The sequence below is a fragment of the Orientia tsutsugamushi genome, assembly GCF_900327275.1.
Taxonomy (GTDB): domain Bacteria; phylum Pseudomonadota; class Alphaproteobacteria; order Rickettsiales; family Rickettsiaceae; genus Orientia; species Orientia tsutsugamushi.
Genome location: NZ_LS398548.1, coordinates 378,010 through 394,237, shown reverse-complemented (window position 1 = coordinate 394,237; position 16,228 = coordinate 378,010). Strand labels below are relative to the sequence as shown.

Sequence of the window (16,228 nt, the reverse complement as noted above, 5' to 3'; positions counted from 1 at the left end):
CGTTGCCAATCTCGCACTGCAATAGCGGTAACTAAGGTTTAAATGCAACCTTGCTACATCTGTAGTCTCTGTTTGAGCGACCTCATGTCGCACTACGCAATACGTAAACTTGAAAGTTTACTGCTAAAAAATGAGTACTCATTAACCGATTGAATGTTAAAAAAAAGAAGTTTGTGCTAGCAAAATCAAAAAAACCATGCTAACTTAAAACTCAGGTGAGAATTGGTATTGAGATGGCTATACAGTTTACAAGGATTGAATTTTTAACTAGAAGTAAAGGAGGTGATAGTTGTCGTAAGGCAGCGTATAATGCAAGAACTATTGTTAAAAATAAGCAGACAGGTATAAAGTATAACTTCTCTCGTAAGAAAGATAACGTATATCATACAGTGCTGATACCGGATTATGTAAATCAAGACTTCAAGAATATTCAAACATTAATGAATGAGGTAGAACGAACAGCAAAATCCCCAAACAGCCAGTTGTTGAAGGATATAGTAATAGCATTGCCAGACGAAAAGAGTAAAAGAAATAATTAATGCATATTTCGCTAAATTAGGCTTACCATATAGAGTTGACAAGATAAGCGAAGTGCCGGGAAAGCATATTTGGAATATTAAATATATTGAAATTAGGAATTTAATTACTGAAGTATTAAATGAAAATGAGTTACGTAAAGATGCTCATTTGAAGATTATTAATGATGCTGACGTAATAACGGATTCTATAACACATTACAAATCTATTTTTACTAAGCAGGATGTTGAAAAAGCAGTAAAAAATATACCAGATCCAACAGCAAGAGAACAGTTAGTTCAGAAAGTGCTTAGTTCAAATAGAATACTAGAGTTATATCATGATGATGGTGAAAGTAGCAAATATTTTACGACAATTGAGGTTCGAAATGAGGAGACGAGAATAATCAGAATAGCTAATAAAATCAATAATCAGGTTTATTACAACAACATTTACAATCTTAAAAGTGATATCGAAGGTCTAGCAAATGTTAGTGAAGAATAGAAACAAGCTCTAAGGCATATTTTGCTTAGCACTAGTGGAGTTAGAGTCTTAAGAGGAAGAGCTGGTACAGGAAAATCTTATGTTTTAATAAAAGCGCATAAGCTCGCAACAAATCGTGGACAAAAAGTTATTGGTCTTGCCACCACTCATAAGGCAGTATCAGAGCTGAAGAGCAAAGGTTATACTGATGTCTATACAGTAAAAGGATTTTTGTATAATCGAAAAAAAAATTTTTATGCAAGACAGCTTAATAGTAGTAGATGAAGCTGGAATGGTAGGTACTAAAGCTTATGCAGAGCTGTTTAGAGTAGTTAGAAACAATCATTGTCAACTGATACTTGCTGGAGATGAAAAGCAGTTAGCTTCAATAGAAAGAGGCGGAATGTTTGAGATGCTGAGTAATATTTTTGGTTCACATGTTTTAGTAAATATTCGAAGACAAAGTGAAAACTGGGGCAGAGAAGCAGCAATGAAGTTTGCTGAGAGTAATATTTTAAGCGGTATAACATTACTGAGACAAAAGAAGGTGAAGATTTTAACGAAATGCTAAAAAATAAAGGAGCAATAGCTGTTAAGGGGCTTATGATACCTGAAATCATGAAGTTAATTAATACTCAGAACGTAAAAACAGAGTCTGAACAAATTATAAAAGCTGATATAGCTCCAAAAATTGTAATTAGGAGATAGAGTTTTTACAATATTTAATGTAATGTATAAAAAGTTATAACTAAATATTGTACTTTATAGACTTTTTAGATTATACATTTTATACTTTCCATTATCCAAACTGTAGTTTTTACAGCTCTAGTAGTTTTTAATATGCTTTCTTTATTCTTATCTTTACCTTTATGTATTACACTATGGTTGTAATGCTTATCATTTTTACAGTTTTGCGCTTTTCCTTACATCGAGCTTTTGGTTACTAAACATTCGTTTTCTCCAATCATAACAGATATACTATCAAAACCAGCATTACTTTCATCATAGGTAGCAGTTTTAAGATTTTGAGAGTCAATATTGGTCACTGTTTGTTTATTTTTTTCAACTAAAACTCCACCATCAGCATCGTCTTCGTCAAAATGATGATCTTCAAACTCAAGAGAAAAAATATTTTTATCTAGATTTTTCTTCTCACATATTTCATGAATCATTGTATCAAGGACAACATCACTATGTCCTCCTCTTAACTCTATTATATACTTAATTACATTAGTTATTACTTCCTTATGTAAGGATATATTTGAAATATCTGGAAGAATTTTACTAAAAAATGTCAATGTATTAACTAGATTGTCAGTAGAAATATCCTCATTATTAGCTGTAATATTTTTTCTTATAGAGAATATCTCAAATGTCTCTAAATCCATACAACTATCATTATTTAGCATCGCTTTAAACATGTCATATGTTTCTAAGTCAAGCTTTGTATGTATAGAGTTGCCACTGTTTCCAATTATAAACATGTGATTGTCTTCATCTAATTCATTTGATTTAAAGTAAAAATATTTACCAGAATTTTTTAATGTAAATTTAGCTGCATCTACAGCCAGTAAATTTTTATTACCGCTCATATTTTGATACCATATTATTAATTATATTTAAGATAATTGTAATTACTCTTAAGTAAATATAACAGAAAATAAATATTTAGCAATACTTATTTTCTGAGTAAATTAAAAAATAAGGCGATAAAAATGTTAATTCAGGATAAGAAAAAGTTAGAACCTGAAAGTGTTAAAATTGCAAATGTTCAAAACTTGTATGAACGATCAAGCCAGATACATGGTTATGAGATAGGTACAAGCCCAAGCTCAGAAGTTGAAATAGTAAAAAAGTATCTTGAAAATCGTGGTATTACTTTTGACAAAAGCACTGCAAGTTCAGACTTAAAAGCAAGTATAATGTTTGATAGTGAAACGAGAAAAAATTATCCAGCATTTACAGCATTTACAAGAAATTCAAAAGGAAAAATTACCGGAGTACAGGCTGTATATCTAAATTTGGCAGGAGATAAGGCAAATATTTCAACTAGCAGAAGATCCTCAGGTAAAACCAGCAAATCGTTCATAACGCTAGATTAGGATAAGTGAAAGCATGAAAAGCATAATAAAAAAGGTCTACAAGAGATAATGTACAATTATAATTATGATATATTAAATATAGTTTTAATTAATAGCCATTTATTTATTGCTCGCATGTCTGTGAATGCAAATTTAGAATCAGAAACAGTTAGTATGATAAAAGAAAAAATGCTGGTCAAAAAAAAATTACAGTAAAATTTTACTCATTAATACCAGAGATATGCAACTTAAGGCCAGTATTTTAACATCGTGATAACTGAATTTAGAATTTTATTGCTTTTTAGTTATATTTAGCAAATATTATAAAATAGCAAAGGTTTAGAAATGTGAAATTCATGAATAACTATTTATATTTTGCATTTGCCTGCTAGGCTAAACTATGAAAGATATTATAAATTTTTTAAAGGTAATTTATGAGGTATGATAATGCCTAAATCCAAGCGCCGTTTATACAATGATATTAAACATGCTATTATAAACGCGAAAATGCACATAGTACAGCATATTATAACTAATGATAATACTGCTATCAATTTACAAAATAGACATTGCGAAACACCTTTGCATATTGCTTTAAATATAGTGATCTAGATATTGTTAGGCTTTTATTGGATAATTTTGCTGATGTACATGCAAAAAATAATGATGGCCAAACTCCTTTGCATAGAGTTTTTGCATATATTAATACGTCCGCAACAAGGGCTAAGAAAGTTGCTGATATTACTAAACTTTTGATAGAGCGTAATGCTGATATCAATGCAAAAGATAATAAAGGTTATACTCCATTCAGTCATGCCATAGATTGCTGGCTTAATAATTTTGATGTGATTAAGCTTCTGGTTAAGCATGGCGCTGACATGAATAAGCAAGATAAGAAAGGTAACACTATTTTACACAATGTTGTCAAAAAGTATAAGTGTTCTGAAGATGTGATCTACATCGTTGGTCTATCAAAAAAGGATTATAAGTTTGAGTATAGTAATTATATAGAACTTCTGCTTAAGCTTGGCGCTAATGTAAATGCTAAAAATAACAAACATAATACCCCTTTATATCAAGCTGTACGTTATTGCTATAAAGAAATTATAGAAGTTATGTTAAAACACGATGATAGTGGTATTAATAATCAAAATAACAAAGGTAAGACTCTTTTACATGCTGCTGCTCACTATAGTAACGATTCAGATATCATAAAGCTTCTGCTTAGTTATGGGGCTGATCCTAGTATTACAGATGAACAAGGTAAGTATCCTATGGATGATGCTACCAGTAGCAAAATTATCGATATTCTATACAAGGCTTATTTTAGCACCTTAACTTCACAGTCTGATTTGGCAGCAGAATATCAGAACGTTAATAATACTAGCTACGCTGAAGATTATGGTCTCATGGACCACAATGAAACAGAATTTGGTTTATCTGGAAAAGTGTATAGCAATGTAAAAAGCTACACTGGCTGCAATATTATTTAAAAGTATGATTCTAAACTTTGTTTATAATCTAGCAATATAATGCTTTATTTGTAATTTAACTAATAGTTATTTTATTAACACCAGATTAGGATAAGTGGAAGCATGAAAGGTATAATACAAAAGTCCTACAAAGAATAGAAAATTATTAAAATGGATATTACAGAGGCGTATTTGATAGAAATATTAGAGCAGTAATTGATTGAAACCCTATCATAGAAAATGGCACTATAGTATTAACAAAGAAGGTTGTCGTCAAGGCTCAATTGTTTCACTAATCTTGGCTAATGTCTCTCTGCATTATGTTATAGATAGCTGGTTTTCTAAAGTCAGCAAAAAAACTTAGTTGAACAAACAGGAATGGCTAAGTATTGCGACGATATGGTATTTGTCCTTGAAAATGAAAAAGATGCAAAAAGGTTTTATGGCGTTTTGCCTAAAAGGTTAAATAAGTATGGGCTAAATATCAATAAAGCTAAATCACAAATGATAAAATCTGGTAGAGACCATGCTGCAAATTTAGCCAAACAAGGCAAGAAGATTATAAGCTATAATTTTCTTGTATTTACTTGCTATTGAGCCAAATCAAGATTTGGCTCAACATTAGGACAATATACCACAAGGAGAGATTATTTTACCGAAAAACTGAAAGGACTGAGAAAATATTTGCTTGGTCAGCTAAATCAGAAAGACAAAACACAGATATTATCACAAGTTATTAGAGTTATTAGGCAATGGATCAACTATCATGGTATATCCGATAATGAAAGACAAGTAAGTTCATTTATCAACCAAAGTACACTAGCAATATATAACTGGTTTAATAGAATGGGAGGAAAACGTAAGATAAATTTGCAAAGACTAACCGAAATACCTAAAAGGGTTAATTTTCCTAAAAATGGAAAAATTATCTCAATGTTCTAAATAATAAATAATGCATAAAGCTTATCTTATTTTTCGGAAGCAGAATGCGGTAATTCTGCAAATCCAGTTCTGATGTGGATTTAATTGAGCAATTGGTTAGGCCTGCTTACATAATAATGACACAATATTTTATAACTTTATTGGAAATGTCATTCCCACAGAATGGAGAAAGCTAACTGGAGATAATGGAAAAGCATTAAGCAAAACATCTAAACAGCTTTTATCATTCATAGTATTTAGACTACATATCTATTACAACAAAGATATAGATGAATTATACAGGAAAGTTATCAGCTTTTTGAGGATAAGCGAGATATTTACCAACTCAGAGTTGCGCAATGCTTAGTAGAACTAAGAGAAGCAGGTTTTATTGAAGTTGAAAATAGGACAATAATTAAAGACAATTTTAAGTTACGTAATGTTCATTGCGAAGACATTGTCTACTGATAAAAAAATAAAGCCAAAGGTAGAAAATAGGTAGAAAACAAACATAGGAAATTGTGAGATAATTTTCAATCTAGAGGTTAAACTGATGATCTAGCAAATCATGCAACTTAAGGTAATCAGGTATATGTATAATGAACAAATTAGTACAAGAAATTTGCTATCAAATAAATAGACTAGTTGTTTAATTAAATGTAATATTTTAATAATAAATATTAATATTATGTAATGATTATGCCTTCAATATTATTAAAGTTAACAAAGCGGTTATTAAATAAAATTAAAATTTCTAAGGGAAAAAATTATTCATCATACACGATCCAAATACAATAGGACTTAAACTAAAGTTCTTACTTTTAGTCTGTAGAGGTAGAGAAGAAAAACATGGTCTTTAGAATAAAAATTTAAAAAAGATGGGCTAAAATTTAAAATAGGTGTATATCCAGATTTATCTATTAGAGAAGCTAGAAAAAAAGCAAGAGAATTAAAGACATTAATAGCGAAAGGAATAGATCCAAGGGAAGTAAGATGTCAACAATATATAGAAGAAAATGAGATGAGAAAAAGAAAAGCTAAAGAGATTACATTAGAAGAGCTGCATAACAAGTATATTGAAGAGTATGGCAAAATATATACTATAAACTGGCAGAGCAATGCTGCAAGAATACATAATTATGGGAAACAGTTATATTCAAAAAAGATAAGCAAGATTCAAAGGAATGATATTGACCAAATATTCAATGATATAACTAAAGAGAAGAAATATGGGACAGCAAATCAATTTCTAGTAAAACTTAAGCAGTATATTTAAATAAGGCAATAAAATGGGAATTAATAGACAGAAATCCTACACTAGGAATAGATAAACATAAAATGCACGCAAGAGAAAAACGTCTAAGTTACGATGAAATGACTGAATTTTTACAAGTATTATGTGAAGAAGCAACTACATTGATAAGAGATTTTGCATTACTAGCATTATATACTTAAGCTAGAAAAAGTAATGTGTTGGAAATGGAATGTGACAATATAGATTTTATAAGAAAAATATGTTAGATACATAGTTCTGAATTAAGATTGTATTTAATGTAATGTATTAAAAGTTATAACACAAAATATTTTTCTTTGCAGGATTTTTTTTAAGATTATACCTTTTATACTTTTCCTTATCCTAAATTGGTGTTTTATAGTAGTTTGCCTATATTTAGTCATCACTAGTTTAATGCATTGTATTTTAAATTCTTGGATATAATTGTGGTTGTCACAGGATCGCTTTTGTGATAAATCGTGCAGCTATGTTAGGTAATGATAGCAACTCCTTAAAGCAAATCCTACTTGATATTCAATATAAAGTTAAGTTTGCGCAAAAATCCTAATTGATTTTCAAAATTTTGAATATTTAAGAAAATATAAAGTATGAAGCCACACTTTTTTACTCTTTTCTAAATACCAATGAGGAATTTTTAGTACTATATGGTCTTGCATGCCTTCAATTTTAGTACTTTCTATAGTTACTTTACCATCGCTTGGCTTCCCTTTCATAAATATACAACAAAGATCCAGTGGTAGATTACCTGATATTACTCCGCACTCGTAATATATATCGCCAAAAATATTATTAAATTCATTTTGATTAGTAATTAATTGTTGACCAGCAGGACCGGTAAATTTTTTATAAAGTTTATTATTTTTTAGATAATCTGCTACTTCACTTCCTTTATTAGGTGTGCCTATTAATACTACTTTTCCTAAATTAGGTATTTTATACTTGTGTAAATAAGCTCTTATGACTAGACCTCCCATAGAAACTCCAACAAATGAAATGCTTGTATATTTTTGCTGTTGAAGGCTGAGAGTAATTTTATCATGGATTATATCTACTAGATGCTCTATTGGAAACTTAGTAGATGGATAATCAATGTTTAATACTTTGAATCCTTGTTTGTAAGCAAATTTCTCCATTCCTCTTAAAGATTTACTAGTTTTACTTAGGCCATGTAGTAACACTAGTAACTGTGTTCCTTGGTCTTCAAGATAGTTTTTATTCAACTTATTAACAAATGATCTATTTAAATTCTGTTTACTATATATTTCTTTAAGCTTGTGAAATTTTGTATTAGATGTTGCAGTAATTGTTGTCAGCAAGAGTTGAATAGTATTTTCTCCAGAAGTTATCAGCTCTTTAAAAGCGCTAATATTACTTGTATTATAAACTGGAAAAGCTTGTACTTTAATTATTAAAATGCTTACTAAAAGTAAGATAATTCGAATAATCATTATTATTTTCTATAACTTTTAGGTTATTTTTTAGAAAATTGCAAATTAATGAAAATTTTCAGTTGGTAGAGCTATTTTTAATTATTAATCAAACAAAATCAATATGGTATCTATAGTCTATATAACCAAAATTTATTCTACTATAAGGTAACATATACACATATTATTATCCTATACCTTTTTACTCCCTTAACATTACTACTATACTGGTATCAAACTTCCTCTATTATCACTTAGCTTATCTATATGTTCTACTAAATTCATAATTGTATAATTCTTTTGGCTATATAATATGCACTAGCAATATTTGATTCTTGTTATCATTTTTTTACATTTATTCGATATCCATATTATAATACTCACTCTTCATACTTAATTTTCATCTATTTGCTGATGACAGTATCCTATTTAAAATATAACTATCTTTTTGATATAAATGATTATAAGATTTTAGATAGTATCTCGTTTACACAAACATTGGAACCACATATCATTAGCATATTTTCTATAACTTTATTTATAGCTACTTTTGCCTTAGCTGAACTAGTTATAGCATAAATTTCAGTTGTTGTAACACTAGTTGCCATAACATTTTAGCTATTATATTTAGTTTTTCTGCCAATTATTTACCATTCAAGTGGCAAACGTTCTTCTAAGATCATGTATTGTTACATTCGGTATTCCAGCTTTTTTCCTAATTTTATCCCATGCTTGGTGTATTGTTGAATATGATATGTGTTTACTATTGTTTTTTGGACTTTTGGCAATATCCATTCACTATTTGAGCATAGTTTTCTGTTTTTCAGTATTTCTATTAATTTATCAGCTAACCATACATATAGCTGTTTGCTATTTTTACTCTTAGTTTTTTTAGTATACCACATATTTTTTTACTAAAGCTTATTTCTTTCCATCTCATTCCTAATATTATTATTACTATGAGCCACTGTGAATATAAAGACTCTGTATACTTCTTTACTTTTTTACAGCGCTTTCCTTCCAACTTTTTTGATGTTGAATACTACTTATTCATTAATATATTTTTCATGCAGTTGTTTGAATGTTAGTTCATTCTGTAATTCAAGCTTCTTCTCTCTTTTGTCTCTTCTTTTCTTTAAGCAAAATGCTATACAAGAGCTGGTTAAATATAATAAATGCTTACTTTCAGTAACTACATTGCTAGCTGCAGCTAATATAATTGCGATAATGGCTACAATTACCAAAGAAGAAAAGTGGTTATTAATTCCAGCAATAGAACCTGATCGCAAAATGACGGTTTCATCAAAAAATTACCATGAACCCTATTTAAAGGAATGGGCAATTTTTGTGATGAAAGGCTTGTTTACTACTTCTCCAAATGATGTAGAAATACAAATAGCAGACATGAAAGTAGTATCTAGTGATACTGAATCTTTAAATAAATTTTTTCATGATCATTTGCAATTTGTTAAAGGCTCAAATGTATCTTCAGTCTTTTTTCCAAAGAAGGTTGAAGTGATAAAGGATGGAATATTAATTAGTGGAACGCTTCGTTATTAGTTTAGCGATAGTAAACATATAGCTGTCAATAAGACTTACCTTTTGACTTACAGGCGAAGTCCTAATTACCTTTTGTTATTGACTGATGTTAAAGAGAATGAGATAAAAAAATGAGTATTAGAGTTTTGAGATTTATGATAGGGCTTATTGCTTTAGTCGACGTTAATAATATATATGCAGTAGAATATGAGTTAGAAGCTGATAATTTGCTAAAGCTTGAGATTTCTGATAGTTGGCCAACAAGAATTAATCTTAAAGATGAAAAAATTAATAGACATCTTTCGAAACTGGTTAAGGTAGTTCAAAATTATAAATGCCAGAGATTAAATTAAATCTAAGACCGAATCGTTTACGTCTATTTCGATATTTGTCAGCAATAATTTTGAAGCGTTTTAGCATACCAATAACGTTTTCATTGACAACTCTTTCTCCTGCCAACCTACGATTATTCTTTTTATCATTTTTAGTTAAAGGATTTTTCTTGCTTTTTTTCTTTGATAATTCAGAATTATTGTGAATTTTTTGTATACCTTGATATCCTGTATCAGTAATCGCTTTAACCTTAGGATGGATAAGGATTTTGGATTCCTTAAATAATCTAAAATCATGCTTTTGACAGTTAGAAAAATCTGTACATATTACTTGGTTGGTTTGCTTGTCTACCACTATTTGAGTTTTTAGTGTATGCCTTTTCTTCTTTCCTGAATAATAGAATTTTTGTTTTTTTAGGTCTTTCTATAGAACTCTCAGTATCATCAATCAAGACTACTTCATAATTCATATCACTCTTCATTAGAGCTTTACGACCTGAAAGAGCAAAGTTTGGGTGTTTAACTAGGGTGTCTTCTACCCATTTTACAGCTTCATATGCTGAACTTTCACTAATCTCATAGTTCTTGCATATATGGAAATAAGTACGGTATTCTCTAAGGTGTTATTCTAAGACCATCAGCTTTCCTCAAAATATCCGCCATCTTTGAGAATGTTCCCTTCCTTACTCCTGTTAATCGACGAAATTTTTCATCCTCTAGAAGTCTAATGAATGCTTGCTCAAAAGAAAAAGATTAGCAGAGTTATATTATCCACTAACACAAGAAGATGCAATTATACTGCATTCAATAGCTAGTAAAAGCTTCAACATATACTTCATAAATCAATTACTGCTGAAATTATCAAATAAATATCCAAACCGTCATTTTGCAAATAAGATGGCAGTGCTAAACTATATGGCAAAAGGCTTAGCAAATGAATTAAACTACTTGTAGTTTTGGACCAGCAGTTCGAACTAGTTTTTTTGTTAAATTACTTAAGAATATTACACTAACAGAATGTGATAAATCAAAGATATTACAAATGTACAAAATGTATATGGATACGAGATTCAAGAATTACAAGTTACACCATTTGAGCGACCTAAAACTGTTTCACAGAGAAACAAATCAATGAAGAATAGATATTATACCACTCTCATCTCCTTTTAGATAATGTATTAATACAGCTAATGTAGCAATTCTAGGCTATAATTGTCTATTAAATAGTATCTGTTGTAGTACATTTTTTCATGTTGAGTTATTTTACTTTTTATTTAAATTTTTCTTTATAACTCAACATTTTTTCTTTATACACCTTTTATTCACTACACTTCATATTTTTTCTTATGTTAATCTTGGGTTTATAGTATTGGTCTTATTCTAAAAGTATCATAAATCTGGTAGAGTTATGTTTGAGGCATCAGCAAAATCTCTTTCAAAATTTGTTACTATAGCTTTACATTAATTATGAGTTTGACTTAGTAGATCTTCAATATTATTTCCTGGTAGTTTTTCTAACAGCTGATTTATGTCATCATGACGTTGTAATATATAATTTACATCGCGATCTTCTAATATATTCAGGTCATCATCCGTTTCTTGAATATCTGTTGTAGCATCCACTAACATTACATTCTGATGATATAATGGGCTATGCATTAATATAGGATCAGTGGTATTGCAACTATAATTATGATCCAATAATGTTACGGTTGTCTCTACTTGCATAACTTTTTTGTTAGTAGTTTGGCTTAGCAACTCTTCAGAATTATTTTTTTGAGATTTATCTATTAGTTGAGCTTGATTGCATAAAGTATTTGTTAATATATGTAATGTTTCATTCATTCCATTATCATGGTTATTATTAACATATATTTTTTGACTATTACAATATAAGTTTATCTTTCTGTTTACAAATTTTTCAAAAGCATCTGGCATCCTAACTCCAGCCCTTGGCAATTCATGATTGAATATATAAGATATATAGGAATCGTATATTTTCCAGGTTGTTAATTTTTCTAATATAGATACCTCTAATACTTTTAAGTTTTTTTCCAAAGCATCAGGTGCACTAGTACCTGCACAAGATAATGTATAGAAGATATTAGATAATTTTATTCCTAAGTCTTTTAACTTTTTTAATGTAGCTAAATTTGACTCTCCACCCAATACTTTTAATGTTTTTTGCAAAGTATGTGGAGCGTTACTTCCTACCCTGTATAACATACTTGAAATATTAGAAAATATTATATCTAAGTCTTTTAATTTTTTTAATGTTGTTAAATTTGACTCTAGTCCTAATACTTTTAATATCTTTTGTAAATCATATGGTCCTTGACATCCTGAACTAGACAATATACCTGATATATTAGAAAATGTTATATCTAAGTCTTTTAATTTTTTTAATATTGTTAAATTTGACTCTAATCCTAATACCTTTAATGTTTCTTGCAAAGCATGTGGAGCGTTTCTTCCAGTTCTACATAGTATATTAGAAATACTAGAAAATATTATTCCCAAGCCTTTTAAGCTATTTAATATAGCTAAATTTGACTCCAACTCTAATACTTTTAATGTTTCTTGTAAAGCATATGGTATAGCACTTTTTGCTCCAGATAGCATACTTGATATATTAGGAAATTTTATATCTAAGTCTTTTAATTTTTTTAATGTAGCTAGATTTGACTCTGCCCCTAACACTTTTAATGTTTCTTGTAAAGCATGGGGTGTATTATGACTTGTCTGAGTTAACATGCTTGAGATACTAGAGAATGTAATTCCTAAGCTGTTCAAGCTGTTTAATATAGCTAGATTTGACTCTAATTCTAATACTTTTAATGTTTCTTGTAGGACATATAATGCATCTCTTTTTGTCTTAGATAACATACTTGAGATATTAGAAAATTCGATTCCTAAGTCTTTATTTAATCTTTTTAGTGTCTTAAAATTTAAAAGTAATACTTGTAATATTTCCTGTAAAATATCTAAAGTGAAGTAACGTAATATGTTAGAAATACTATAAGATTTTATTCTAACTTGTTGTATTAAGCTACCTAAGGTATCTAAATTTATCTGACGAAATAGATTGTCAAAATCGCTTTCTGGATAACAATTTTTTTTTAAAATTTCACTAAAAAAAGGCCTAAGTGCTGGATTTTTTTCTAAGTTTTTTTTTATTTCATGGCGGTTACCAATGTATTGGTCAAAGCTACATCTCATACATAGCTCCTTTGTTAATTTAAGTACAATAAATTTTTAGTTGATATTTATTTGTATAATACATACGAAAAATAGTCAATTCTAGTAAATTAGTAGAATGAGATAACACAAGTTTAATATTATAGTAATTTGTAGGTTGAGATATATGTGATTTCTACTAGAAATATGCCTAATAAAAGCATATATAGTTTAGAAGAAGTAACTATAGGAAATCATATAGCTTAAATTGTTAAGGTGGTTACACTTTGTGAAATAAAAAGATAGCATTAAAAAAGTCGTTAAATAAGTTAGCTACTTTACGTAACCTTAATAATTTAAGCTATAGATATCTAATTCAACCTAAATTACTATAACTGTGATATGTTTGAAAGAAGAAATAGCAAGTGAACGAGTAGTAGATGCAAGCATTAACGTCTATACGACAATAGCTAGAACTATAGTGCATATAAGGCAATATGCACTCAAGATATAATCTCTTGTTAATACCATGCATATGCCTTCATATTATGTTTTTAACTTCTTACATCGTAACTTTAATTATTTTTATAACGGTATAACATTATTGCAATAATATAAACTTTCAACTTTAAACAAGTGCTATACTGATTGCAAGCTTATAGTTAACAATGCTATACTCAGCTTATTATACCTGTTCAACAATTATTAAATAAAACATGCTTTATTTGCCACTATTGCAACTATTACAACATGTTATTGTTGATAATGCGTTAGTAGTTAATAAGTCCAATGTTCATCAGAAAAGTCAATTACAGACTACAATATCAAGCCAGCATCATAAAATACAGCATACTCCTATAGAACAAGTAAATATTTTTAAACATGCGTTTCATTCAGATAAAAATACTGGTATTTATGTTTCTCAATTTTCTGATTATGGAATTACAGGGTATGCAATAGATGAATTTCCTGAAAATGAAGATAACCGCAACCATTATACTCAACGAAAGCAAGATACTCCTATAAAGTACCTAATTATGCATTACACAGTAGGCAATTTTGCAAGTACCGCGCAAGAGTTTACTGTTAACAAACCTTTATTAGGTCAAGTTAGCTCTCATATAGTAATTACTGAAGAAGAGGAAGGAAAAATACCAGCAGGAATTTTAATATCTTTTGTTCCAGAAAACAAAATTGCTTATCATGCAGGAGTTAGTGCCTGGCAAAACGATACAAACTTGAATAGCATGTCAATAGGAATTGAGCATGTTAACAGAGGATTTAATACAGTAAATGCAAAAAAGGAGTGGTTTTGCTATGATAAACATCAAATAGAAACTTCAGGTATAGTTAGTTCTGGAATAATAAGGCGATATAACATAAAGCCTATTCATGTTTTAGGTCACTCAGATATCGCATATAATCGAAAGAGTGATCCTGGGCCTTTATTCCCATGGGGACAATTATATCATGAGTATAATGTTGGAGCATGGTTAACTGATGCAGAACTAAACTCTCAATATATTAAAGAAAAATATAATCCTAAGATCTCTGATCCAGATAAAATAGATGATATTACTTTTTTAAAATTGCTACAAGAATATGGATATCACATTCCAGACAACGTTGATTTAAATAAAACAGATAATCCAAAGCAAACTGTTGCACTTTGTGCTCCACTAATATTAGCTTTTAAGGCCCATTTTTCAGCTAATCAACATCCTGAACTTTGTGATAATACTCAAATTACATCTACTGATAAATATTGGATTTGGGCGTTGACTGCGAAATATCAAAGTCAGATAAATCAATAATATTATGCTTAATAAAATTCTTAAATAAACACGAGTTTGAATATAAGAAATAATATAAAACATAAGTAAAATAAGTATTACGATACCAGAATACGCTAATGAAGATGAGATAAGATTGAAATTAAGTTTGGAGATAGAATCACTTACAAGAGAAGTAGTTGTATGAACCAAGAAATCCATAGAAAAGCGGTACTAGCATGCTCTAAATGTAGATGTTTTTTAATACGCTAAATACAGCTTCAATAAAACTAAAGACAAGAAGGATTTTAAAAATTATTATCTATATTACTTGAGTTATAAGTATAAAAGATACTTTTGTTTACCAAGTTATAGTAGAATAATACAACTGTGGCCTACAATGTGTTGCTACACTAGCTGTATTAATGCCTTCTCTGAAAGGAGAAGAAACAGGTATATTACATTGATTCTACAAAGTTAGCAATTTGTCCTAACAAACGCATTTCCAGCAATAGAGTTTTTAACAGATTTTCTAAAATTGGCAAGAGCAGTTATGGCATGTCCTTAGACTGTAAGCTACATCTTATAATTGAAAAGAGAAGTTAATATGATGTTTTGAAATTACTTTTACAACCGTGTCATTCTCTTGTAATGCTAGCATCTATTGTATTATTTTTTTACCATCGATATATTTAGCAGATAGGTATATAATCATTTACAATGAGGTTTGAGATAGAAAGAAGCAATAAAAATTAATAGAATCTGTTGGTTATAAAGTTATTTTTTGGCTACCTTATTCTCCAGATTTAAATCTGATAGAAAAGTTTTGGGCTAATATGAAGATGTGGATTAGAAATCAAATTACTCAATTTGCTAAATCTTATGAATCTATTATCTCTTTTTTCTATCTCAAACCTCATTGCAAATGACTATATAATTATATAAACTCTGAAAATTCTAAATCCAGTATTGAGTTTAATACTTTTCCATTTTATCTAAAATTTTCAACAGGTGTTACAGGTATTGGAGATTATGTATCGGGATAGGATTAGGTTACATCAGTGCGCCACATAGAATGGAACTAATGCTAGGATTACTACGTGATTATGTTGCTTGGGCAAACTCTATACAAGGACATTACTATACTATTATAATATACTTGATGGAAAGCATAGATTTTTATTACTAGAGGTTTAATATCATCTCTAATATGC

The 16,228-nt window shown here is 29.2% G+C and carries 16 protein-coding genes and 5 pseudogenes; 16 read left to right on the top strand and 5 right to left on the bottom strand.

All coding sequences use genetic code 11. From position 1 onward, the window contains the following. Positions 1–215 precede the first annotated feature (215 nt). The 5 genes and pseudogenes from DK405_RS13690 to DK405_RS02115 form a co-directional block, all read left to right on the top strand. A complete protein-coding gene (locus DK405_RS13690) occupies positions 216–539 on the top strand; it encodes a MobA/MobL family protein (protein WP_231967594.1) in 324 nt (107 codons plus the stop codon). Between the two features lie 52 nt (positions 540–591). Continuing rightward, a complete protein-coding gene (locus DK405_RS13685; protein WP_064613183.1) occupies positions 592–1,020 on the top strand; it encodes a hypothetical protein in 429 nt (142 codons plus the stop codon). A 21-nt stretch (positions 1,021–1,041) separates the two neighbouring features. Then, positions 1,042–1,284 carry an AAA family ATPase gene (locus DK405_RS14925; RefSeq protein ID WP_064613185.1) on the top strand — a complete coding sequence of 81 codons (243 nt, stop codon included), beginning with the start codon at positions 1,042–1,044 and terminating at the stop codon, positions 1,282–1,284. After that, positions 1,256–1,570 (top strand): AAA family ATPase, encoded by a 315-nt coding sequence (locus DK405_RS14920; protein WP_064613187.1) that lies wholly within the window; start codon positions 1,256–1,258, stop codon positions 1,568–1,570. The genes DK405_RS14925 and DK405_RS14920 overlap by 29 nt, the downstream gene beginning before the upstream one ends. Beyond that, positions 1,543–1,707 (top strand): annotated as a pseudogene (locus tag DK405_RS02115) (conjugal transfer protein TraA); the annotation flags it as partial. The gene DK405_RS14920 and the pseudogene DK405_RS02115, both read left to right, overlap by 28 nt. 215 nt (positions 1,708–1,922) lie before the next feature. Here DK405_RS02115 and DK405_RS02110 read toward each other — a convergent pair. Continuing rightward, complete coding sequence (locus DK405_RS02110) at positions 1,923–2,591, bottom strand: hypothetical protein (protein WP_045912924.1); 669 nt, start codon at positions 2,589–2,591, stop codon at positions 1,923–1,925. Positions 2,592–2,714: 123 nt separating this feature from the next. Between DK405_RS02110 and DK405_RS02105 the strand changes: the two genes are divergently transcribed. From DK405_RS02105 to DK405_RS13670, 5 genes and pseudogenes are all read left to right on the top strand, one after another. Next, a complete protein-coding gene (locus DK405_RS02105) occupies positions 2,715–3,101 on the top strand; it encodes a DUF7146 domain-containing protein (RefSeq protein ID WP_045912923.1) in 387 nt (128 codons plus the stop codon). 548 nt (positions 3,102–3,649) lie between these two features. Next, positions 3,650–4,573: an ankyrin repeat domain-containing protein gene (locus DK405_RS02100; RefSeq protein WP_080946496.1), complete on the top strand. Its 924-nt coding sequence runs from the start codon at positions 3,650–3,652 to the stop codon at positions 4,571–4,573. Between the two features lie 378 nt (positions 4,574–4,951). Next, entirely contained in the window at positions 4,952–5,149 is a 198-nt protein-coding gene (locus DK405_RS13675) for a hypothetical protein (protein WP_052691738.1), read from the top strand. Between the two features lie 1,219 nt (positions 5,150–6,368). Then, positions 6,369–6,419 (top strand): annotated as a pseudogene (locus tag DK405_RS15335) (hypothetical protein); the annotation flags it as partial. A gap of 75 nt (positions 6,420–6,494) precedes the next feature. Continuing rightward, positions 6,495–6,749 (top strand): hypothetical protein, encoded by a 255-nt coding sequence (locus DK405_RS13670; RefSeq protein WP_052691710.1) that lies wholly within the window; start codon positions 6,495–6,497, stop codon positions 6,747–6,749. 572 nt (positions 6,750–7,321) lie between these two features. Here the strand turns inward: DK405_RS13670 and DK405_RS02075 are convergent. Both DK405_RS02075 and DK405_RS13665 read right to left on the bottom strand, forming a co-directional pair. Continuing rightward, positions 7,322–8,215 carry an esterase/lipase family protein gene (locus DK405_RS02075; RefSeq protein ID WP_045912645.1) on the bottom strand — a complete coding sequence of 298 codons (894 nt, stop codon included), beginning with the start codon at positions 8,213–8,215 and terminating at the stop codon, positions 7,322–7,324. Positions 8,216–8,655: 440 nt separating this feature from the next. Continuing rightward, positions 8,656–8,802: a hypothetical protein gene (locus DK405_RS13665; RefSeq protein ID WP_231967592.1), complete on the bottom strand. Its 147-nt coding sequence runs from the start codon at positions 8,800–8,802 to the stop codon at positions 8,656–8,658. A gap of 511 nt (positions 8,803–9,313) precedes the next feature. On the opposite strand from DK405_RS13665, the pseudogene DK405_RS02060 reads away from it, so the two are divergent. Then, positions 9,314–9,868, top strand: a pseudogene (locus DK405_RS02060) (TraE/TraK family type IV conjugative transfer system protein). Then, positions 9,865–10,086, top strand: coding sequence for a hypothetical protein (locus DK405_RS02055; RefSeq protein ID WP_045912647.1), 222 nt, complete (start codon positions 9,865–9,867; stop codon positions 10,084–10,086). Before DK405_RS02060 ends, DK405_RS02055 begins: the two are co-directional and overlap by 4 nt. On the opposite strand, the pseudogene DK405_RS02050 reads toward DK405_RS02055, so the two are convergent. Continuing rightward, positions 10,046–10,794, bottom strand: a pseudogene (locus tag DK405_RS02050) (IS5 family transposase). The gene DK405_RS02055 and the pseudogene DK405_RS02050 sit on opposite strands and share 41 nt — an antisense overlap. A gap of 6 nt (positions 10,795–10,800) precedes the next feature. Here DK405_RS02050 and DK405_RS15330 point away from each other — a divergent pair. Continuing rightward, positions 10,801–11,019 (top strand): hypothetical protein, encoded by a 219-nt coding sequence (locus DK405_RS15330; RefSeq protein WP_045912649.1) that lies wholly within the window; start codon positions 10,801–10,803, stop codon positions 11,017–11,019. Between the two features lie 507 nt (positions 11,020–11,526). On the opposite strand, the gene DK405_RS02040 is transcribed toward DK405_RS15330, so the two are convergent. Then, a complete protein-coding gene (locus DK405_RS02040; RefSeq protein ID WP_045912650.1) occupies positions 11,527–13,284 on the bottom strand; it encodes a hypothetical protein in 1,758 nt (585 codons plus the stop codon). Positions 13,285–13,958: 674 nt separating this feature from the next. Here DK405_RS02040 and DK405_RS02035 point away from each other — a divergent pair. The 3 genes and pseudogenes from DK405_RS02035 to DK405_RS02025 all read left to right on the top strand — a co-directional run bounded on the left by DK405_RS02035 (position 13,959) and on the right by DK405_RS02025 (position 15,943). Beyond that, positions 13,959–15,056, top strand: coding sequence for an N-acetylmuramoyl-L-alanine amidase (locus tag DK405_RS02035; RefSeq protein WP_052691711.1), 1,098 nt, complete (start codon positions 13,959–13,961; stop codon positions 15,054–15,056). A gap of 259 nt (positions 15,057–15,315) precedes the next feature. Next, positions 15,316–15,614, top strand: a pseudogene (locus DK405_RS15640) (transposase); the annotation flags it as partial. A gap of 155 nt (positions 15,615–15,769) precedes the next feature. After that, positions 15,770–15,943: a transposase gene (locus DK405_RS02025; protein ID WP_080946468.1), complete on the top strand. Its 174-nt coding sequence runs from the start codon at positions 15,770–15,772 to the stop codon at positions 15,941–15,943. The last annotated feature ends 285 nt before the right edge of the window (positions 15,944–16,228 follow it).

Bases quoted from the DNA above. Each gene is read 5' to 3' on its own strand.
- DK405_RS02040 (WP_045912650.1), bottom strand. From the start codon at position 13,284: ATGAGATGTAGCTTTGACCAATACATTGGTAACCGCCATGAAATAAAA.
- DK405_RS02035 (WP_052691711.1), top strand. From the start codon at position 13,959: ATGCTTTATTTGCCACTATTGCAACTATTACAACATGTTATTGTTGAT.
- DK405_RS02105 (WP_045912923.1), top strand. From the start codon at position 2,715: ATGTTAATTCAGGATAAGAAAAAGTTAGAACCTGAAAGTGTTAAAATT.
- DK405_RS02075 (WP_045912645.1), bottom strand. From the start codon at position 8,215: ATGATTATTCGAATTATCTTACTTTTAGTAAGCATTTTAATAATTAAA.
- DK405_RS02055 (WP_045912647.1), top strand. From the start codon at position 9,865: ATGAGTATTAGAGTTTTGAGATTTATGATAGGGCTTATTGCTTTAGTC.
- DK405_RS13675 (WP_052691738.1), top strand. From the start codon at position 4,952: ATGGTATTTGTCCTTGAAAATGAAAAAGATGCAAAAAGGTTTTATGGC.
- DK405_RS13670 (WP_052691710.1), top strand. From the start codon at position 6,495: ATGAGAAAAAGAAAAGCTAAAGAGATTACATTAGAAGAGCTGCATAAC.
- DK405_RS13665 (WP_231967592.1), bottom strand. From the start codon at position 8,802: ATGGCAACTAGTGTTACAACAACTGAAATTTATGCTATAACTAGTTCA.
- DK405_RS02110 (WP_045912924.1), bottom strand. From the start codon at position 2,591: ATGAGCGGTAATAAAAATTTACTGGCTGTAGATGCAGCTAAATTTACA.
- DK405_RS14920 (WP_064613187.1), top strand. From the start codon at position 1,256: ATGCAAGACAGCTTAATAGTAGTAGATGAAGCTGGAATGGTAGGTACT.